The sequence below is a fragment of the Mycobacterium sp. GA-2829 genome, from assembly GCF_001499965.1.
Taxonomy (GTDB): domain Bacteria; phylum Actinomycetota; class Actinomycetes; order Mycobacteriales; family Mycobacteriaceae; genus Mycobacterium.
The window spans coordinates 45182-65087 of sequence record NZ_LQIT01000023.1 but is presented as its reverse complement, the minus strand read 5'-3'; the positions used below and the strand labels follow the sequence as shown (position 1 = coordinate 65087).

At 68.7% G+C, this 19906-nt stretch carries 22 protein-coding genes and 1 pseudogene; 11 read left to right on the top strand and 12 right to left on the bottom strand.

Features of this window, described 5'->3' with window-relative positions:
• Nucleotides 1-31: 31 nt before the first annotated feature.
• From AU194_RS15185 to AU194_RS15165, 5 genes are all read right to left on the bottom strand, one after another.
• Entirely contained in the window at nt 32-682 is a 651-nt protein-coding gene (locus AU194_RS15185) for a hypothetical protein (protein ID WP_059090084.1), read from the bottom strand.
• On the bottom strand, nt 679-1566 hold the full coding sequence (locus AU194_RS15180) for a universal stress protein (protein WP_059090083.1): 888 nt from the start codon (nt 1564-1566) through the stop codon (nt 679-681). The genes AU194_RS15185 and AU194_RS15180 overlap by 4 nt, the downstream gene beginning before the upstream one ends.
• 224 nt (nt 1567-1790) lie before the next feature.
• Nucleotides 1791-2807, bottom strand: a complete 1017-nt coding sequence (locus AU194_RS15175; RefSeq protein ID WP_059090082.1) for a zinc-binding alcohol dehydrogenase family protein — start codon at nt 2805-2807, stop codon at nt 1791-1793.
• Nucleotides 2808-2846: 39 nt separating this feature from the next.
• A complete protein-coding gene (locus AU194_RS15170) occupies nt 2847-3650 on the bottom strand; it encodes a sigma 54 modulation/S30EA ribosomal C-terminal domain-containing protein (protein WP_231743374.1) in 804 nt (267 codons plus the stop codon).
• Nucleotides 3651-4007: 357 nt separating this feature from the next.
• Nucleotides 4008-4271, bottom strand: coding sequence for a hypothetical protein (locus AU194_RS15165; RefSeq protein WP_059090081.1), 264 nt, complete (start codon nt 4269-4271; stop codon nt 4008-4010).
• A 159-nt stretch (nt 4272-4430) separates the two neighbouring features.
• Here AU194_RS15165 and AU194_RS15160 point away from each other — a divergent pair, with 159 nt between their 5' ends.
• Nucleotides 4431-4847 (top strand): nitroreductase, encoded by a 417-nt coding sequence (locus AU194_RS15160; RefSeq protein WP_059090080.1) that lies wholly within the window; start codon nt 4431-4433, stop codon nt 4845-4847.
• Between the two features lie 120 nt (nt 4848-4967).
• Here AU194_RS15160 and AU194_RS15155 read toward each other — a convergent pair whose 3' ends face one another.
• The 4 genes from AU194_RS15155 to AU194_RS15145 form a co-directional block, all read right to left on the bottom strand.
• Nucleotides 4968-5426: a universal stress protein gene (locus tag AU194_RS15155; RefSeq protein WP_255374834.1), complete on the bottom strand. Its 459-nt coding sequence runs from the start codon at nt 5424-5426 to the stop codon at nt 4968-4970.
• Nucleotides 5416-5595, bottom strand: coding sequence for a universal stress protein (locus AU194_RS32860; protein ID WP_255374833.1), 180 nt, complete (start codon nt 5593-5595; stop codon nt 5416-5418). Before AU194_RS32860 ends, AU194_RS15155 begins: the two co-directional genes overlap by 11 nt.
• Nucleotides 5596-5632: 37 nt before the next feature.
• On the bottom strand, nt 5633-7909 hold the full coding sequence (gene ppsA, locus AU194_RS15150; RefSeq protein WP_059090079.1) for a phosphoenolpyruvate synthase: 2277 nt from the start codon (nt 7907-7909) through the stop codon (nt 5633-5635).
• 319 nt (nt 7910-8228) lie between these two features.
• A complete protein-coding gene (locus AU194_RS15145; protein WP_059090221.1) occupies nt 8229-8588 on the bottom strand; it encodes an Rv2640c family ArsR-like transcriptional regulator in 360 nt (119 codons plus the stop codon).
• Nucleotides 8589-8688: 100 nt separating this feature from the next.
• On the opposite strand from AU194_RS15145, the gene AU194_RS15140 reads away from it, so the two are divergent.
• From AU194_RS15140 to AU194_RS15120, 5 genes and pseudogenes are all read left to right on the top strand, one after another.
• Complete coding sequence (locus tag AU194_RS15140; protein ID WP_059090078.1) at nt 8689-9177, top strand: ArsI/CadI family heavy metal resistance metalloenzyme; 489 nt, start codon at nt 8689-8691, stop codon at nt 9175-9177.
• 102 nt (nt 9178-9279) lie between these two features.
• Entirely contained in the window at nt 9280-9642 is a 363-nt protein-coding gene (locus tag AU194_RS15135; RefSeq protein WP_059090077.1) for a metalloregulator ArsR/SmtB family transcription factor, read from the top strand.
• Nucleotides 9639-10709, top strand: a pseudogene (arsB, locus tag AU194_RS15130) (ACR3 family arsenite efflux transporter); the annotation flags it as partial. The gene AU194_RS15135 and the pseudogene arsB, both read left to right, overlap by 4 nt.
• Before the next feature lie 42 nt (nt 10710-10751).
• Complete coding sequence (locus tag AU194_RS15125) at nt 10752-11420, top strand: arsenate reductase ArsC (RefSeq protein WP_059090075.1); 669 nt, start codon at nt 10752-10754, stop codon at nt 11418-11420.
• A gap of 28 nt (nt 11421-11448) precedes the next feature.
• Complete coding sequence (locus tag AU194_RS15120) at nt 11449-11865, top strand: low molecular weight phosphatase family protein (RefSeq protein ID WP_059090074.1); 417 nt, start codon at nt 11449-11451, stop codon at nt 11863-11865.
• Nucleotides 11866-12030: 165 nt separating this feature from the next.
• Here AU194_RS15120 and AU194_RS31845 read toward each other — a convergent pair whose 3' ends face one another.
• Together AU194_RS31845 and AU194_RS15115 are read right to left on the bottom strand one after the other, a co-directional pair.
• Entirely contained in the window at nt 12031-12195 is a 165-nt protein-coding gene (locus AU194_RS31845) for a hypothetical protein (protein WP_157576102.1), read from the bottom strand.
• Entirely contained in the window at nt 12192-12455 is a 264-nt protein-coding gene (locus AU194_RS15115; RefSeq protein WP_059090073.1) for a DUF1918 domain-containing protein, read from the bottom strand. The genes AU194_RS31845 and AU194_RS15115 overlap by 4 nt, the downstream gene beginning before the upstream one ends.
• A gap of 157 nt (nt 12456-12612) precedes the next feature.
• On the opposite strand from AU194_RS15115, the gene AU194_RS15110 reads away from it, so the two are divergent.
• From AU194_RS15110 to AU194_RS15090, 5 genes are all read left to right on the top strand, one after another.
• The gene (locus AU194_RS15110) at nt 12613-12852 is read left to right on the top strand and encodes a hypothetical protein (protein ID WP_059090072.1); all 240 of its coding nucleotides are present in this window, start codon (nt 12613-12615) and stop codon (nt 12850-12852) included.
• A gap of 41 nt (nt 12853-12893) precedes the next feature.
• Nucleotides 12894-16805: a trehalose-phosphatase gene (otsB, locus tag AU194_RS15105; protein ID WP_082698659.1), complete on the top strand. Its 3912-nt coding sequence runs from the start codon at nt 12894-12896 to the stop codon at nt 16803-16805.
• 100 nt (nt 16806-16905) lie between these two features.
• On the top strand, nt 16906-17157 hold the full coding sequence (locus AU194_RS15100) for a hypothetical protein (protein ID WP_369804127.1): 252 nt from the start codon (nt 16906-16908) through the stop codon (nt 17155-17157).
• 3 nt (nt 17158-17160) lie between these two features.
• Nucleotides 17161-18453 (top strand): wax ester/triacylglycerol synthase domain-containing protein, encoded by a 1293-nt coding sequence (locus AU194_RS15095; RefSeq protein WP_059090070.1) that lies wholly within the window; start codon nt 17161-17163, stop codon nt 18451-18453.
• 85 nt (nt 18454-18538) lie between these two features.
• On the top strand, nt 18539-18958 hold the full coding sequence (locus AU194_RS15090) for a pyridoxamine 5'-phosphate oxidase family protein (RefSeq protein WP_059090069.1): 420 nt from the start codon (nt 18539-18541) through the stop codon (nt 18956-18958).
• On the opposite strand, the gene AU194_RS15085 is transcribed toward AU194_RS15090, so the two are convergent.
• On the bottom strand, nt 18955-19620 hold the full coding sequence (locus AU194_RS15085; protein ID WP_059090068.1) for a hypothetical protein: 666 nt from the start codon (nt 19618-19620) through the stop codon (nt 18955-18957). The genes AU194_RS15090 and AU194_RS15085 overlap by 4 nt on opposite strands.
• Between the last annotated feature and the right edge of the window lie 286 nt (nt 19621-19906).

The following is a 19906-nucleotide window of genomic DNA, read 5'->3' as shown; positions in this document are numbered from 1 at the left end:
CACACCGCCGCCCTTCGATGTGCGCGAGTGGTCACTGCATCCCTGCTCCGGCGGGTTGCGGTGAGCGCGCGGTCAGAACGCGGTTGACCAACGTCATCGCCGCCCTCATCTGTTTCTCGGCCTGGGCGATGGTGGCGTTGAATTCGCCGTCGTAGTTGTTGGGCGACTTCGCCACCACCGCCAGGCACATGTGCGCAGCGGAGTGCGCATCCTCGGCCGCGGCGGTGAGTTCCGCGGTGACCTGCCGGTGCGGAGACGGCAATTCGGCGGGCACCTCGACGGCCGCGGCGTCGTGCATGTGCTGGCAGGCCGATTTCAAGGCGGCCGCATCGAACCTGCGCAGCGCACTCTCGGCGTCGTAGAGGGCGTCCTGGAGTCCCGTCACCCCTGGCTGAGCCGTCGACCACCACTGGCGCAGCGCGACTTGTTCGGGCGGGGCCGCGACCTGAGGGGTGGTGGAGCGATCGACGGCCAGGATCAGGAGCAGCACGCCGCCGACGGCGGCGACGATGAGGGCGAGCACCGCGCCCCGGCGACGGATCGAGCGGTATCGACAACGTCGTCCATCCTCGTCGGGCGGCGTCGGCAGCGGGGTGCCGCAGACCGGGCAGACACCGCCCCCGGCCGCCCCCTGATGATCGGTCGGGCAGGCGTCGGGATAGTGCTGGCCACCGCTCGTCATTGCGGCCGGGCCACGATCACAGGAACGTCCACCGACTGTGCGACCGCCGAACTGACCGAGCCCAGCAGCATACCGGCGAATCCTCCGCGTCCGTGGCTTCCGAGCACCACCAGTTGTGCGTCGCGGGAGGCCTCGATGAGGACCCGGGCAGGTCTGTCACACACCACGATTCGATGCACGCTTACATCCGGATACCGGTCCTGCCGACCGGCCAGGCGTTCGGCGAGCACCTCTTCGGCCTGTTGCTGCCACCCGTCGCTATCCACTCCCACGCCGGACGGGATCTCCGTGTCGCTCCAGGCGTGGACCGCGACAAGCTCGACACCGCGGCGGGATGCCTCGTCGAGGGCGAGCGCGGTGGCCGCTTCAGAAGCGGGAGAGCCGTCGATCCCGACGACGACCGCAGCGTCCGGACGCGGCAGGTGACCGCCGCTCCGACTGTGGATCACCGCGACCGGGCAGTGCGCGTGGTGCAGTAGCGCAGTGCTGACCGAGCCCACGAACACACGTGCCACGGCGCCCAGCCCGCGTGCGCCGACGACGAGCATCTGAGCGTCCTTGGATGCATTGATCAGCACGGCGGCCGGGCCGTCGAACATGATCTCGCAACGGATATCAAGACGGCGGCCAGTGCCCGCGGTATTCAATACGGTTTGCCGGGCGCGGCGCAGGACATCCTCGGCGTAGTGGTTGGCCGTCGCCGAGATCGCCTGCTGCAGAGGCAATGTCGGCCAGCTGCTCACCAAGGGAGTGACCGCGTGGACGAGCGTGATCGGCGTGCCGGTTGCCTGCGCCTCGGCAGCGGCCCACTGTAGCGCGACCTCTGATCCCGGGGATCCGTCGACTCCGACCAGGATTCCGTAACGAGGTGAGTGGATGGACATCCCTGGTGCCGATCACTTCGAGCTGCGCGACGCGAGATAGGTCGTGATGATCGCCATCACGGCGATCACGACGGCGATCAGTACCGCGGCGGTGGGCCAGTCCATGACGATCTCCTCGACTGTGTGTCCGGTTGGTTCGCCCTCGACGTTAGAAATACCGCGCGCACCGCGTCAGGGCCGATGGTCCCGGATCCGTGGTGCCGGTGGTCCTGTCCGCGGCTGCGTCAGATCACCAGCACCGCGGCACCGGCGACACGACCGACGCTGAGGTCCTCGAGCGCGAGATCGGCACGGTCCAGCGGATATTGCGGGGTCATCACCTCGATGTGATGGCGGCCGACGAAGTCGAGGAACGCTCTGGCGTCAGTGCGGGTGTTTGCGGTCACTGACCGCACCTGGCGTTCCTGGAACAGGTGGCGCTGATAGTCCAGCGAAGGGATGTCGCTGAGATGGATGCCCGCGATCGCGAGCGTTCCTCCGCGCTCGAGGCTCTCGAGGGCGGGTAAGACGAGGTCGCCGACGGGCGCGAAGAGAATCGCGGCGTCCAGTTTCACCGCCGGCGGGTCGGCGGCGCCCTGCACCGATGCGGCTCCCAGTGCTCGTGCCAACTCTTGTGCGTGGCCCCCACGGGTCATGACGTGTACCTCCGCGCCCTGTGCCCGAGCGACCTGAGCGGTGATGTGGGCGCTGCCACCGAACCCGTAGATCCCCAGTCGGCCGCCGGGCGGTAGGTCGGCGCGCAGCAAAGAGCGGTAGCCGATGATGCCGGCGCACAGCAGCGGGGCGAGTTCGGCGTCGGTGTATCCGGTCGGCAAGCGGTGCACGAACTGAGCAGGGGCCGTAGTGTATTCGGCATATCCGCCGTCGGCGTCCCACCCGGTGTAACGCGAGCGCGGACACAGGTTCTCCTGTCCGCGGCGGCAGAAGCGGCACCGTCCACAGGTGTGCCTCAGCCAGGCGACACCCACCCGGTCGCCAACGGCGAACTCCGCGTCGGTGTGGGGACCCAGCGCGACCACCTCACCGACGACTTCGTGCCCGGGAACCACGTGCTGCCGGTGCACCGGCAGGTCCCCCTCGGCGATGTGCAGATCGGTGCGGCACACACCGCATGCCCGTACCGCGATGAGGAGCTCCCCATCGCCTGGGTGGGGCACCTCGGTGGTGAGCCAGTCCAGCGGTCCGCTCCCCACGGGTCCGGGGAACCTGATCCTCCAGGCCTTCATGGCATCGGCAACCATCGCAGTCGTCTCCTTCCGGTCATCGCGGGAGCCAAAGGATCAACCCGCCGGGGTGATCAACCCGTAGTGACCGTCGTAGCGGTGGTACAGCACGCAGGCGCGGCCGCCGGCGGCTTCGATGAAGAACAGGTAGGGCGAACCGGACAGTTCGAGGTGTTCTGTGGCCTGCTCGGTCGTCCAACACGGTGCCGGCAGGCCGCTGATCGTGACCGGGAGGTCGAATGGAGCGAGGTCTTCGCGGTCCCGAGGGGCGACGAGGGTTAGTCGGTAGCCGGTCTGGCCGTCCCGGGACAGCACGGCCGCATAGCCGGTGGCCTTCTCGGTGAACAGGTGGAAGTCGTAGTCGAGCAGATCCATCTCCACCGCAGCCTCATCGAGCGTTAATGTGCCGAGGCTGAACGCTTTTCGTCGCACCACCCGGCGGTCCTCGGCGGGGCGCGGGAAGTATGCGGGACGCTGCTCGGGTTCGGACTGGTGGCGCCACTCGTGCGGCGCGCCGGTGGGCAGTCCGCCGCGCCGCGCCTCCCAGTGTTGGGCGGCGCGGCGGAGCCGCCTCCGCAGCCGGTCGTCGAGCCGGTCGATCGCCTCGACGGCAGTGGCGCCCTCGACGTGGGCGCGGACCCACCGGCCGTCCACATCCACGTTGGCTTGCGCGAGCACCGGTCGCTGCACGGCCGGATCACCGTGCCGGGTCAGTCGCACCCGGGCTGCCCGCACAGGGCGGTCGGCGACCCGAAGCGACCGGCCGATCTTCGCCTTGGCGTAGTCGACGGCTTCCCGCAGATCCCCGCTGGCCGAGACCTTGATGTCCAGAGGTGCTGGTGACGCGACGCTGGTGTTCACGGTATCCGTTTTATGCGGCAGGCGTGCTGGTGGTAAGGGTATTTGGTCGTCAATGAGCAGGGACCGACAGGATTGGTTGCGATTGCCCGCAATCGTGTGTCGACGAGGCGATGAACCCCGGCTGCTCACCACCCGCGATCAGGTGAGTCGCGTCCTTCTGCTGATGGGGCGGCAGCGCCGTCCGGTCGGCCGCCCGTCCGTCGGGTGGCGTTCGACCGCGGCGTAGGCGATGTTGCATCCGTGGTCTCGCATACCCGCACAGAGGTCGGGCATCACTGCCAGTCCAACGTGGCACACGTGCGGTCGGAGTCGGTGAGATTCGGGTGACGCTCCAGTCCGCCGTGGTCTTGTGGACGATCACGAGGTCAACTGCTCACCCGAGGTGAGCACGCCGTAGCGCACCGCTGGCGCGACGTTGTCCATCACCCGGTCGAGCAGCGCGTTGAACGCCGAGCCGTTCGCGAAGAGCTTGCGGTAACCGTGGTGGGACAGGAACGCGTCGAGACGCCGGTCGATCGGCCAGTCCGCGTAGAGAGTGTCGGTGAACTCCGACCGGAGGAACTGCCATGCGACGTCATCGAGCTGGCCTGGGCTGGGCGTGAGGCGATCGGTTCGCATCATTGACGACTCCCTGTGTCGGTGAAGCAGCCGCCTTCCATGGTCCGAGACGCAGGGAAAGCACAGTAGAGACGAAAGTCACCAGCACGGGGTCCGAGTCGCCGCCGTCGCTCTGCCCGGGGGCCTCTGCCCGCGACGTCGACCGAAGCGCAGCATCGGACTATGAGCACAGCAGCGAAACAAGTCGCGATCAACAACCTGCGCACGGTCAACAAGTACGTCCTCAACCCGGCGATGCGCCTCGCCGCAGGCCGCAGGCACTGGTATGCCTCGGTCATCCGCCATACGGGACGCCGGTCTGGCAAGCGGTACGCCACACCGGTGGTGGCGGAGCCGGTCGCCGACGGCTTCGTGATCCCGCTGCCCTACGGCACCGACGTCGACTGGTTGCGCAACGTCGTCGCCGCGGGAGGTGCCACCCTCGTATCGGGTGGCCGCACCGTCGAGGTGGTCGACCCTCAGGTGATCGACGCCGCGACCGCCGCGCCGCAGTTGTCGGCGCGGCGACGGAGAGCCTTCGCCCGCTTAGGTGTTGAGCGATTCCTGCGTCTGACCGCCGCACCCACCGGCACGCGTTGACGAGGTGCGGGTTCACTCCCGGACCACGAGGGCCGACGAGCGGCCGTGTGAGGAGGCCCGGTGACCCGGCGCGCCCAGAATGCCCGCCAGTCGGCCGGTGTTCGGCGGCGCCGATCGCCGTCAGTTCGATCGGTTCATCGTCGTCGCGAACGAAGCGCGCGACATCGCGGCGGCAGGCCACGGGATGGACGTGGATGTCGTCGCACCGTTCCCGCACTGCGCCACCGCAGAGTCGAGATCGGCGCCTGCCCCGCCTCGGCGCGGGTGCGGGCCCAACAACAGCACCGGCAGCCGGCGCAGCCGCGCTTCACGCATCGCGGCGGCGATCACCACCTCGTCCTCGGCTGCCCCGGTGGCCGCGACAGCGATCCAGGGGACCGCGCCGGGCGCATTGTGGTGGTCCGGGCGGATCACCGCGACCGGGCATTGCGCTCGTTCGGCGAGATCGGCGGCGGTGGACCCAATCACAGCGCGCGCGTAGCCTCCGATGCCGACCGAGCCGACACAAATGAGATCGGCGTCCCGGGACCGCGCCACGAGCACCGCCGCGGGTTGGCCGATGGCGGTCTCACTGGACACCACCTTCACCGGACGGTCCGTCGGCGGACGGGTGAACCGGCCCTGTCGCGCTGACGAGGGTCAGGGGGACCGACCTGCTCAGCGCTTCCTCCACGGCCCAGACGGCGGCGTTGGCCGCCGCCTCAGAAGGGTCGACACCCACGAGCACCGACGCTGCTGCCTCGCTCATGGCCGTCTCCCTGCTGCGTCGTGGTCTGTTGCCGGGGTTACCGAGCGGCCTCGAGCAGCACGCGCCGCTCGGCGGCGGCGACGCTGCGTCTGGCCGCGGCCAGTGCGTCGGGGTTCACCGACACCGAGGTGATGCCCATGCGCACGAGGTGTTCGGCGAACGCGGGGTTGGTCGACGGCGCCTGCCCGCACAGTGACGAGGTGATCCCGTGCCGCCGGGCGGTCGCGACGATCTGTCCGATGGCGTCGAGCACCGCCGGGTCGGATTCGTCGAACAGCTCGGCGCAGATGTCCGAATCGCGGTCGACGCCCAGCATGAGCTGGGTGAGGTCGTTGCTGCCGATCGAGACGCCGTCGATGCCCATGCCGATGTACTCGGGCAGCCAGTGCACCACCGACGGCACTTCGGCCATCACCCACCGGTGCAGTCCGCGCTGCCGGCCCAGCGGGCTGGCGTCAACCAACGTCAAGCACTCTTCGAGTTCCCAGCGGGTCCGGACGAACGGGATCATCACGTGCACGTTCGGGGACTCTTCGCGCACCCGCGCCAGCGCCTCCAGTTCCAGGGCGAACAGGTCGGGTTCGCGGATGTAGCGGTAGCACCCGCGGTATCCGATCATCGGGTTGTGTTCGACGGGTTCGAAGGCCGCTCCCCCGATGAGGCCGCGGAACTCGTTGGTGCGGAAGTCGGTGGCCCGGTACACGACCGGGCGCGGCGCGAACGCCGCCGCGATGTGTCCGACCGAGCCCGCCAGCCCCTCGACCAGCCGCTGTTGTTCACCGTGAGCGAGCAGATCACGCGGATGGCGCCCGCCGAGCACTTCGGTCAGCATGAACTCCGCTCGTAGCAACCCGACACCGTCAGCACCCTGGGCCGCAACGGCCTCGGCGGTGTCGGCCATCGCCAGGTTGACGTACACCTTGGTGCCGGTCACCTCGGCCGCGGACCATCCGGCGGGTGGTCCGGTCGGGGTGCGCCCGGCCGCCACCCGGGTGTCTTCCATCACGCCGGACACCACCGTGCCGTGGGTGCCGTCCACGGTCACCACCGCCCCGTCGTGAAGATCGGTGGTGGCCGTGCGGGTTCCGACCACGCACGGCACCCCCAGTTCGCGGGCGACGATGGCGGCGTGGCAGGTCATTCCCCCGGTATTGGTGACCAGCGCAGCGGCGCGGCGGATGGTCGGCAGCCAGTCGGGATTGGTCATCGGCGCGACGAGGATCTCCCCCTCGCTCAACTCGCTGCCCTGGTCGGGAGTCTCGAGCACCCGGACCGGGCCGGAAGCGGTACCCGGAGCGGCGGCCAATCCCCGGGCCAGCACCGGATGCTTCTCATTGGTCGGCGCCGCCGGATGCCGCAGGGTGGTGATGGGCCGGGCCTGCACGAGATAGGTCTGGCCGCCCTCGATTGCCCACTCAGTGTCCTGTGGGCACCCGTTGTGCCGCTCGATGCCGAGGGCGAGGAGTGCGATCGACTGCAGTTCGGCGTCGGTCAGCACCCGGGCGTCGGCGTGGGCGGCGTCGAGGGACACTGACGTGTCGTGTCCGTCGTCGCCTCGCACGATTTGGAACGTCTTGTGCCCCAGGCGCACATCGACGACGTCGAGAGTCTCTTTGAGCAGCACGTAGGTGTCGGGTTCCACCGCCCCGGACACCACGACCTCCCCGAGGCCGAACGCCGCCTCGATGACCACCCGATCGCGGGCTCCGGTGCTCGGGTCGGCGGTGAACGCGACGCCAGCCTTCTCCGAGGCGATCATCCGCTGGACGACGACAGCCATCGCCGGTGCGCCCGCAAAGCCGCGGCTGGCGCGGTAGGTGATCACCCGGGGGGCGAACAGCGACATCCAGCACCGCAGCACCGCGTCGACGACGGCGTCTTCACCACTGATGTTGGTCATGGTCGCGTTCATACCGGCGAAGGAGGCGTCCCGACCGTCCTCACCGGTGGCCGAGGAGCGCACCGCCACAACGGTGTTCGCCCCGAGCGCGCGGTATGCGGTGAGCAGCTCCGCCCGGACGCGGTCAGCGACGCCGGCCTTGTGCACCAAGCCCTGCAAACGCTCCGCGAGGTCGTCCAGGCGGACGGGGTCAGACACGGCGCCGAGCGCGTCGCGGTGCAGTGCAGCAAGTTCGGCGTCCACGCCGCCGGCGCGCATGGAATCGCGGTAGCCGTCGCGCAGCAGCACGAATCCCGGCGGAACGGGCAGCGCCGCGGCGACGAGTTCGCCCATGTTCGCGCCCTTGCCGCCGGCCTCTTCGGCGTCGGCGATGCGTAGTTCGGCGATGTCACGGACAAAGATGGCGTCAGGCATGCCACCAACTGTGGCGGCCGGACCGCGCCGCGCCGTAGCGTCCGAGGACCGCAGCGCCCGCGGAGAAGGTCACCGCTCCACAGGGCCGAAAGTCCCATTGCGGCAAACGTCGTGGCCGGGCGGCCACTTGCCCGGCCGACGGTGTCGCCGACCGGGCACGCGTTCCGGGACGAGGTTTGTGCTCATGGGGTTGCGTCGGCGCCGGCCGGTCAGCGATGTCGGGCGCCGATATGAACCCATCTACTTCGACAGTGGGTACCACCGCACTACCACCCGACCCCTGAACCGCCAACCGCGCCGACGGCCCTCCCTTTTAGGACTAGGTGCAGCAGTTCGGATCGAGCACCACGCACAAGGCTTGCAGCGCTTCGGGTTTCACCCGGTGAAAGACGTTCATACCGCGCCGGTCGGAGATCACCAACCCGGCCTTGCGCAGCTGCCCCAGATGATGACTGACCGTGGATTCGGCCAGCTCGAGCACCGCGGCCAGATCCCCGCTGGTCTCCTCCCCGGGGCGTGAACTGAAAAGCAGCGACATGATCTTCACCCGCATCGGATCGGCCAGCGCTTTCAGCCGCATCGCCACCTCCAAGGCGTCGGCGTCGCTGAGCGGCCCGGCGGCCACCGGGGCGCAGCACACCGGGGCAGACATGTCGATCACGGGCAGCGCCTTGGGCATGACATCCATCCTGCCACAGATCTTGACATATATCGAAAAGCTGGCATTCTGAGCGTGACGGGCAGTTCGATATATGTCTCAAACTTAGTGGAGGTGGATCATGTCCCGTGTTCAGTTAGCGCTCAACGTCGACGATCTTGACGAGGCGATCACGTTCTACACCAAACTGTTTGGCGTGGCCCCGGCCAAGGCGAAGCCCGGCTACGCCAACTTCGCGGTGACCGAGCCCCCGTTGAAGCTGGTGCTGCTCGAAAACCCCGGCAAGGGCGGCACCATCAACCACCTCGGCGTCGAAGTCGAATCCAGCGATAAGGTGCACGCCGAGATCGCCCGACTGACCGGCGAGGGTCTGTTCACCGACGCGGAGATCGGCACCACCTGCTGCTTCGCCACCCAGGACAAGGTCTGGGTAACCGGCCCGGCCGGGGAGAAATGGGAGATCTACACCGTGCTCGCCCACTCCGAGACGTTCGGCACCAGCCCCCAAATACTCGCCGACGGCGAGGCCGACCCGAGTGGCGTCTGCTGCGGCAGCACCGCCGCCACAGAGGCCGAATCTGAAGCAGCCAAGACGACGTCCTGCTGCTGACCCCGATCCCCCGCATCAAGGGCCCACCATCGCCACGATGGTGGGCCCTTCGCGACGAGGACACCCCTTGACCATGAATTCGATAGGTATCAATATTGATGGATGTCGAAATCATCGGTTCGGGTCGACGAGGCGTGTTGCCCGCCCGGGGCGCTGCTACGCGAACCCCTCACAGCAGCTGAGGCCACCGATATGGCGGTCAAGCTCAAAGCCCTGGCCGATCCGGTGCGGCTGCATCTGTTCTCGGCGATCGCCAGCCACGCCGGCGGCGAAGCCTGCGTCTGTGACATCTCGGTCGGGGTGGAGGTCTCCCAGCCCACGGTGAGCCATCACCTCAAAGTGCTGCGCGATGCTGGCCTGCTGACCTCGGAGCGTCGAGCGTCCTGGGTGTATTACGCGGTGGTGCCCGATGCGCTGGCCAGCCTGGCCGTCCTGCTCGGCCCCACGGTAGGAGTCTCGGCATGACCGACACCACCACCGCAGCGCCGGTGGTCGGCAAGCTGTCCATCCTGGATCGGTTCCTGCCGGTCTGGATCGGCGCGGCGATGATCGGGGGGCTGCTGTTGGGGCGCTGGATCCCCGGGTTGAATACCGCGCTGGAAGAGGTCCAGATCGACGGCATTTCACTGCCCATCGCTCTGGGCCTGCTGATCATGATGTATCCGGTGCTGGCCAAGGTCCGCTATGACCGCCTCGACACCGTCACCGGCGACCGCAAACTGCTGCTCTCCTCACTGGTGTTGAACTGGGTACTCGGTCCGGCGCTGATGTTCGCCCTGGCCTGGCTGCTGCTACCCGATCTGCCCGAATACCGCACCGGCCTGATCATCGTCGGGTTGGCCCGCTGCATCGCCATGGTCATCATCTGGAACGACCTGGCCTGCGGGGACCGCGAAGCCGCCGCCGTCTTGGTCGCCTTGAATTCGATCTTCCAGGTCGTCATGTTCGCCGTGCTGGGCTGGTTCTACCTGTCCGTGCTGCCCGGCTGGCTGGGCCTGGAACAAACCGCGATCGGCACGTCGCCGTGGCAGATCGCCGAATCGGTCCTCATCTTCCTCGGCATCCCGCTCGCCGCCGGCTACCTCTCCCGCCGCATCGGAGAAAAAACCAAGGGCCGCGACTGGTATGAGTCGACGTTCTTACCGAAGATCGGGCCGTGGGCGCTCTACGGGCTGCTGTTCACCATCGTGATTCTGTTTGCGCTACAAGGTGATCAGATCACCCACCAACCGTGGGACGTGGCCCGCATCGCCCTGCCCTTGCTGGCGTATTTCGCGATCATGTGGGGCGGCGGCTACCTGCTCGGCACCCTCTTGGATGTGGGCTACGAGCGCACCACCACCCTGGCGTTCACCGCCGCGGGCAACAACTTCGAACTGGCCATCGCCGTGGCGATCGCCACCTACGGCGCCACCTCCGGCCAGGCCCTGGCCGGCGTCGTCGGGCCGCTCATCGAAGTCCCCGTCCTGGTCGCCCTGGTCTACGTCTCCCTGGCACTACGCAACCGCTTCAGCCACCACACCTCCCAACACCTGCCGACCACCGGCTCGACGACGCGAACGGAATGATCGACGATGACTGACAGCCCCGTCACCCACCAACTGCGCCACAATCTATCCGTCGACCAACAACTGGCCCTCAAAACCGCGGCGACACAGTTGGCGACCGACTTCGCCGACACATTCGGCACCGAAACCATCGAACGGTTTCTGCACTCGTCCTACGACCAATTCGCCGGTCGCGCCACCATTCCCAACTTCCTGCCCCTGCTCGCCGAGCGGTTCGCCCGCCAACGCCTGCACGCCCTGGCGAGGGTCGAAGGCAAGATCAGCGACGGCAAGCCCACCGTGCTGTTTCTCTGCACCCACAACGCCGGCCGCTCCCAGATGGCACTCGGGTACTTCACCCACTACGCCGGCGACAACGCTGTTGCCTGGTCCGGCGGATCCGAACCCGGCAACGAGATCAACCCCGCCGCCATCGAAGCCATGCGTGAGGTCGGCATCGACATCACCGGCGAATACCCCAAACCCTGGACCGCCGAGATCGTCCAAGCCGCCGACGTCGTCATCACCATGGGCTGCGGCGACGCCTGCCCCATCTTCCCCGGAAAACGCTACGAGAACTGGGAACTGCCCGACCCCGCCGGCCAAGGCCTCGACGCCGTGCGACCGATCCGCGATCAAATCGACCAGCGCATCCACCAACTGCTGGCACAGCTGAACGTCCCGGTCAGCCGATAACCCACGAACACCAAGGGGCAAAACGATCATGGCTGACACATCGGTGTTGTTCGTCTGCGTGAGTAACGCCGGAAAATCGGTCATGGCCGCCGGGCTCATGCGCCAGGCCGCCGCACCCGACATCCGCATCAGCTCGGCCGGCACCCACGCCAAAACCGCCGTCAACGACCTCTCAGCGCAAGCACTGGCCGAAATCGGCGTCGACATCAGCGACCATCAACCAACTCAGCTCACCGGGCAGATGATCAACGACGCCGACCTGGTCATCATCATCGGCAGCCAAGCCCATCTCGAGGACCACCCCGGCACCCTCATCCAACAATGGGACACCGACGAACCCTCCCTACGCGGCATCGACGGTATCGACCGCATGCGAATCATCCGCGACGACATCAACGCCCGCGTCCAGGCGCTCACCGCCAGCCTCACAAGACAGTCGCCCTGACCGAGCAGCAGCGACAGCTCCCAGCGCACCGAATCAATCGCCGCCACCACACGCAGATCATCCGGATTTAACCCGTCATCCGCAATCATCGCGCGCCGTTGACCATTGTCTGACACCCGACCAGCCCGGCCCGCAGCCTCTTCCTGGCCCCCTGGCAGCCCAAGGTCAAAGGCCCACCAATTCGTCGCCGTCTTCGAAGAAGTACGTGTCCCCGTCTGGGCGCAGGGAGTCGAGGCGGCAACCCGGCACGATGGCCAGTGTCCGGCGCGGGTCGTCAATGAGCACGACGATCCGCAGCTCTGCGGACTCCGCAGCCCCGGTCCCGGTCACCGACGGTCATGCTGGATGGCCGACTGCACTACCCCGAACCGACGACGCGCGCGGTCATCGGCGGCGCGCTGGTCCTCGGCCGACACGATTACCGCGTCGGGTCCCGGAAACACCGTTGCGAGGTGATCGCTGTCGAGCCAGCGCACCACGTACGGCGGTGCGCCGTCCGCGGAGTGCACCTCGGTCACCATCCCCCGCTGGTCCGGCCGACCGATCGTCGTTCCCTTGATGATGAGCCAGTCACCCACCTTGGCCTTCATCGCCGCTCCTCTCGTCAACTCCCGAATCTCGTTGCTGCACAATGCGCCTGCCAGAGCCCAGCGGCCCAGGACCACTGGGTACAACGTCACCCTGCGGGGCCAGGGCTGGGGACTTAAGGCCCTGTCGCCGCGGGCCGGCGACGCCGACACTCAACCCATGCAGGTTCCGCGGCACGACGACCGCCGGCCTCCCCAAGACGGCGCGTTCCATCACCTCGCCGCCGCCGACGACGAGCCCATCCCACCCCGGCTGCGCGCCATCGCCGCCGCGGTCGAGGAGGCCGAGGCCGCCGGCATCCCGGGTGACTCGGTGCTCGGATCTGGCATCGTGCTCCGGGTGGCGGTCGTCGAGGGCTTGCGACGCGTCGACCGCGCTTCGGTGGAGACGGCCCGGTGAGCTCGGGCGTGATAGACCCGCGCCGGCATGACGCAGTTCTGATGAGCCTCGACGGTGTGCTCGCCGACACCGCAACTGGTCACATCGAAGCGTGGACGCACGTCTTCGCTGACTTCCTCCCCCGGTGGACCGCCGCGCATCCCGGCACCCACGCCGACTTCACCGCCGCGGACTACCATCGGATCTTCGCGGGGCGGACCAGCCACGACGGTGTGACAGCGTTCCTCGCCGCCCACGGAATCGCCCTGCCGGCCGGATCACCCCTAGACGGGTCCGCCGACACCATCAGCGGCCTGGTCCACCGTGAGCAGCGATGGCTGACCGACCACGTCGGCAGCGGTGTGCCGCCTCACCAAACGGCCGTAGCGCTGGTGCGCCACCTGATCCGGGCGGGCCTGCGGGTGGCGGTCTACTCGCCGAACACAGCGTGCGCACCGGTGCTGCGCGCGGCCGGGCTCGAAACGCTGGTACCCGTCTGCGTCGACGCCGGGACCGGCCCAGGGTTTTCGCACGACGAGTGCGGCGCCGGGCTGCTGTTGGCCGCGGCGGAACGTCTCGGCGCGGCACCGGAGCGGACCGTGGTCCTCGACGGGTCGGCCCCCGGCGTAGGGGCCGCCCGCGCCGGCGGCTTCGCACTGATCATCGGCGTCGACCGCTCCGCTGACGACGACGAACTGCGCCGCGCCGGCGCCGATGTCGTCGCGGCCGACGCCGCCGACCTGCGACTGCGCGACGAGGTACCCCGCCCGCCGCAGCCGCCCGACGCGCTCGACGCACCCGGGGACCTGTTGAGCGCGCTGCACGGGCGGGACCCGTTCGTGTGCCTCGACTTCGACGGCGCGCTCTGCGACGAGGTGGCCGACCCGGCGCATGCCGAACTCGTCACGGGCGCCACCGAGGCGCTCGAGGCGCTGGCCGCACAGTGTCCGGTGGCGATCCTGAGCAGCCGAGACCTCGACGATCTCCGGCACCGCGTCGGCCTGGCCGGGATCTGGTACGCCGGCAGCGGCGGATTCGAGATTGCCGACCCCGACGGGTCAGTGCGGCAACATGATTCGGCTGCCCAGGCGGTGCCGCTGCTGCAGGCGGCCGTCGAGGCACTCGACCGCGACCTGCACGGCATCGCGGGTGTCCGGGTACAGCCCGGCCGGTTCGGCGTCGCGGTGCACTACCGTGACGTGGCGCCCGCCCGCGCGCACGACGTCGTGGTCGCCGCCCACGCGGCCGCCCAACGCAGCGGTCTGCGGGCGACCGCGGGCCACTGGGTGGTCGACCTGCGCCCTGACCTCGACTGGGGGAGGGCCGACGCGCTGGCCTTCCTCATGAACTCCGCAACGCCACCCGACAGCAACATCGCCGTCTACGCCGGGGAAGCTGTGACCGACGAGGACGTCTTCGACCGGCTCCGGCTGACCGGCATCACCGTGGCGGTTCGGCACGGTGAGCGCCACACTCGCTCCACCGCAGCGCATTTCGTCGTCGCCTCGCCGGCGCAACTGTGCGCGCTACTGCGGGCACTGACCCGTGCACTGGACACCGCACGGACCTCGGATCCGGGCTGGTCCTTCACCTACGAGGGGTACGATCCGCCCACCGAGAGGCTGCGCGAGGCGCTGTGCACCGTCGGCAACGGCTACCTCGCCACCCGCGGCGCAGCACCCGAGGCGCGCGCCGACGCGCTGCACTACCCCGGCACCTACGCCGCCGGCGTCTACAACCGGCTCGACGACATGCTCGACGGCCGACAGATCGCCCACGAGAGCCTGGTCAACCTCCCGAACTGGCTGCCGCTCACCTTCCGCATCGACGGCGGTGCGTGGTTCGACGTCGACGCCGTCACCCTGCTGGACTACCGGCAGAGCCTCGACCTGCGTTCGGCGGTGCTCACCCGGAAGCTGCGATTCCGCGACCGAGCCGGGCGCACCACCTCGCTCACCCAGAACCGGTTCGTGGCCATGCACACCGCCCACATCGCCGCGCTGGAGACCATCATCGCTGCCGAGGACTGGTCGGGCACCCTGGAGATCCGCTCCACCATCGACGGCGACGTCCGCAACGCCGGCGTCGCCCGGTACCGCCAGCTGGCCGACGCACACCTGAGCCGCCCTGTCGTTCGCCCGATTTCGGGCGACGCGGTGTCGATGACCCTGCAGACCACGCAGTCGCGCATCACCGTCGCGCTCGCCGCCCGCACCACCGTGTGGCGCGACGGCGAGCCCGCGCCCGCGACGTACCGCCTCCTCGAGGACGAGTACTCCATCGGCCACCACATCGTCACTGCACTCGATGCGGGACAACGCATTTCGGTGGAGAAAGTGGTCAGCGTCGTCACCAGCCGCGACACCGCGATCACCGCACCCGCCGAGGCCGCCGAACGGCACCTGTCCCGGCAGGGTCGAATCGCCATCCTTCGCGAGGCCCACCAGCTGCGGTGGAGTCATCTCTGGCAGCGCATGACCATCGACTTCGACGACCACCTGGACGAGCTACGGGTGCTGCGCCTACACATCCTGCACCTGCTGCAGACGGTGTCCTACCTCAACGATGACCTCGACGCCGGGGTCCCCGCCCGTGGCCTGCACGGGGAGGCCTACCGCGGCCACGTGTTCTGGGACGAGCTGTTCGTGTTCGCGGTCCTCAACCTGCGGTTGCCCACTGTCACCCGGTCGTTGCTGCGGTACCGCTACCGGCGGCTGCCCGAGGCGCGCCGCGCTGCCGCACTCGCCGGCTACCGCGGGGCGATGTTCCCGTGGCAGTCCGGCAGCGACGGCCGAGAGGAGAGCCCGCAGGTCCACCTCAACCCACGATCGGGACGGTGGAACCCCGACCCCAGCCGCCGGGCTCACCACGTCGGCATCGCGGTGGCCTACAACGTGTGGCAGTTCTACCAGGTCACCGGCGACCTTGCCTACCTCATCGACTACGGCGCCGAGCTGCTGGTCGAAATCGCCCGGTTCTGGGTCAGCCGAACCGCCTACGATCCCCGGCGCGACCGGTACCTGATCACCGGGGTGATCGGACCCGACGAATTCCACTCCGGCTACCCCGGCCGGCCCTACGAGGGCGTCGACAACAACGCCTACACCAACGTGATGGCCGCCTGGGTGATCCTGCGGGCACAGGAGGCGTTGCGGCTGCTGCCGCTACCCAACCGGCTCGACCTCAACGAGCGGCTGGGCCTGTCGGACGCCGAACTGGCCGACTGGGACCGGGTCAGCCGGCGGCTGTACGTGCCGTTCCACGACGGGCGGATCAGCCAGTTCGACGGCTACGACGATCTCGAAGAGCTGGACTGGCAGAGGTATCGCGACCGCTACGGCAGCATCGACCGGCTCGACCGCATCCTGGAAGCCGAAGGCGACGACGTCAACCGCTATAAGGTGTCCAAACAAGCCGATGTGCTGATGCTGCTGTACCTGTTGTCCTCCGAAGAACTCGGTGAGGTCCTCGACCGACTCGGTTATCGGCTGGAGCCGCAGCGGATTCCGGACATGGTCGACTATTACCTGGCACGGACCTCGCACGGGTCGACGCTCAGCGCGGTGGTCAACACGTGGGTGCTGGCCCGCGCTCACCGCGATCGGGCGTGGGAATTCTTCCGGCAGGTGCTCGACTCCGACATCACCGACATCCAGGGCGGCACGACCGCCGAGGGGATCCATCTGGCGGCGATGGCGGGCAGTGTGGATCTCGTCCAGCGGTGCTTCACCGGACTGGAGATGCGCGCCGACCGCCTGGTGCTCTCCCCGTACTGGCCGGAACCCTTGGGCCCGTTGAGCATCGCGATCAAGTACCGCGGTCACCATCTGCGCATCCGGGTCAGCGGCCGAGGAGCCGAGGTCAGCGCGGCACCCCGCGACGTGCCCGCGGTGACCCTTGAATGCCGCGGCCGTGTGGTCTCCCTGTCGGCCGGTCGCACCGTGCGTTTCCGGTACCGGCCTGAGCGACGATGAGGACCAAAGTCCTCACCGCCGAGGCGTTTCGGCCGCCGCGCACACACGGACCCGGTGCTGTCATGGAGGTCACAGGGGGTGTTCCGACCAGGAGGTGACCGTGCTGTCGATTCCGAGGCACAAGACCGCGGTGACGCACACCTATATGGTCACCGACCGGCTGCACCGGCAGTCGCCGGTGCGGGTCAGCGCCGACGGCGTCATGCCCACCGTGGCCGGCTGGCTGGCCGAACTCGGCGTGCACGCCAGTCCGCTGGTGGGCGAACTCGGCCGTACCGTGCGCGCCGGCGATTGGCCGGCCACCCACGCGATCGCCGACCAGCTGTCGGTCGACGTGGCCGGCGCGGGCTGACCGGTGCCCTCGTTTCTGCGCGGCGCGGACGCCTTCATCTGGTCGGTGGGCGCCGATCCCCGGTTACGGCCGACCATCGTGACGCTGACCGTGCTCGACCGCTGCCCGGACTGGGCAGTGCTGGTCGAGCGGTTCCAGGCGCTCAGCGCGGCGGTCCCGGCGTTCCGGCGCTGTGTCGCGCCTTCCCCGGGTCCGCTGCCGCCGCGGTGGCGCGACGATCCCGACTTCGACATCGCCTTCCACGTGCGCCGGGTGGCGGCGCCGCATCCGCACAACCTCGACACGGTCGTGGACATGGCGCGGCTGGCGGCGATGTCGGACTTCGACCTGGCGCACCCGCTGTGGGAAGTCGTCCTCGTCGAGGGGCTCGACGACGGTAAGGCGGCGCTGCTGTGCAAACTGCATCACGCCCTCGCCGATGGGACCGGCGCCGTCGCGATGGCGACGCACCTGTTCGACCACTCGGCCGTCCGGCGCCCCGACCGCGCCGGGGCGCATGGCGACCGCCCACCCGGCCCGCGCCCACATCCCCTGCTGCCCGAGACTCTGCGCGCGCTGACCGGCCCGTGGGCTCTGGGCGCCTCGCTGATGCGCACCGTGCTGACCACCGGGGGCCCGCGGTCACCGATCATGCGGACCCGCAGCACCTCTCGCTGTCTGGCGGTGTACCGCCTGCCCGAAGCCGCGCTGCGCGCCGCCGGCCATGCCGCCGGCGGATCGCTGAACGACGCCTTCCTGGCCGCGATCACCGACGCACTGCACCGCTACCACGACCGACACGGAAGTCGGCTGGAGAAGGCGTTGCTGATGATGCCGATCAGCATCCGCGGTCCGGCGGACCCGGCGGGCGGCAACCGCACCATGTTGATGCGGTTCGATGTGCCGGTCGGCCCGGGGTCGGTGGCCGATCGGATCCGCGAGATCCACCGCCGGACGCACCGGGTGCGCGCCGAGCGGGCCGTGACCCATGCCCCCCTGGTGGCCACCGCGCTCAGTGTGACACCGCACGGGTACGTCAGTTCGGCATTGCGCACCGTCGATTTCATCGCCAGCGACGTCCCCGGTATCCCCACACCGGTGACTCTGGCGGGCGCGCGGGTGGACATGCAGTACGCGTTCTCCCCCACGCTGGGCGCGGCGTTCAACGTCACCCTGCTCACCTATGCCGGCGAGTGCGGTATCGGGGTCAACGTCGACACCGCGGCGGTGCCCGACATCGACGTCTTCTTTGAGTGCGTGGCGGCGGGTTTCGACCGGGTGCGGGACTTCGCCGGCCAGGCGGCGGCTGGGCGCTGAGGCGCCCGGCCAACCGCCTTTGACCCTGACCGATAGGGACTTTCGGCCTCCGCGCCCCGGCGCCGGACGCGGTAGCGTCACAGCCATGTCGCAGGAACGTGAGCCGGTGTCGGTGCTGTCGCAGAGCGAATGCTGGGATCTGCTGAGCAGTGTCACCCTCGGACGGCTGATCACCAGCGTCGATGGCCAGCCGGAGATCTTCCCGGTCAACTTCGTCGTCCAGCGGCGTACGGTGTTGTTCCGCACCGCCGAAGGCACCAAGCTGGTCAGCGCCGCCATCAACCACAATGTGCTCTTCGAGGCTGACGACCACACCGTCGCCGCCGGGTGGAGCGTGGTGGTCAAGGGGGTGGCGCGCATCCTGCGGGACCAGGAGGAACTCGCCGAAGCCGAACGGGGGCAGCTGCTTTCGTGGACATCGACGGCCAAGCAGCATTACGTCCGCATCCGCCCCTTGGCGGTGACCGGTCGCCGGTTCCACTTCGGGCCCGCGCCGGTGCGCTAACCCGGGTGGCAGGTCGCCCCGGCGGCTGCCTGGCGGTGCCGGTGGCTTTCGGCGCGGCGCCTGATGCCGATCAACATGCCCCGAGTGAGGAGCGCACGGGCCGGCCCGAGCAGTTCGGCGAGCATGACCTCACCGGGGTGCCGCAGCGCCAGCCGCGACCGGATGGTCAGCCGGCACCGGTCGGCCCCCCGCACCATCACGTGAAACGACCACACCAGTGTCCACGGTGCGACCGGTGGTTCGGCGACCAGCACGATGGTTTGACCGTCGACGACCTCGGCGACCCGCAACTCGATGCCCTGGCGTATTCCCAGCCAGCCTTGCGGCGCCAACCGCACCGTGTCCCCCACCGCCAGATGCTGCCACTCCCGGTGGATCTCATCGGCATTTCGGTACCGCAGTCCCAGCGTGTTCTCCACCTTCTCGTAGCTGTAGAGACCGCCCCGGTTCTGGCCGATCTGCACCAACCAGGGCCACACCTCGGCCGCAGGCGCGTCGATCCACACCGCCTCGGTGGCTTGGATGGTGGGTTCGTGCACCAGATCATCGCCGGGCAGCGGGTCCTCCGCCTCGCCCTTGGTGGTCCCCCAGTCACGGAAATACCGTCGTGCGACGTAGAGCAGTGCCGCCACCGAGCCGATCGTGACCGTACCGTTCGTCATGGCTGTCAGCGTGCCGCGCCAGTACCCCACCCACTAGGGCCGGTGGTCCTTTCTCCGGTGCCGCGGGAGCCGGCGTCCGTGGCGTTGGTCGCTTGCCGAACGAATGACCCCTGTCGGGGGGACTTCTGTCCCTAGTGGGCACCTGGCTGCCGATGGTCGGATACCGATGTCGACACCGTCGAGACGCACAAGCGATCGAAACCCGTGCGGCTGATCGCAACACCGAGCAACTCACGCCCGGGCCGGCGCACCGGCCCCATCAGCGCCGAAACCTCGAGCGAGGCAA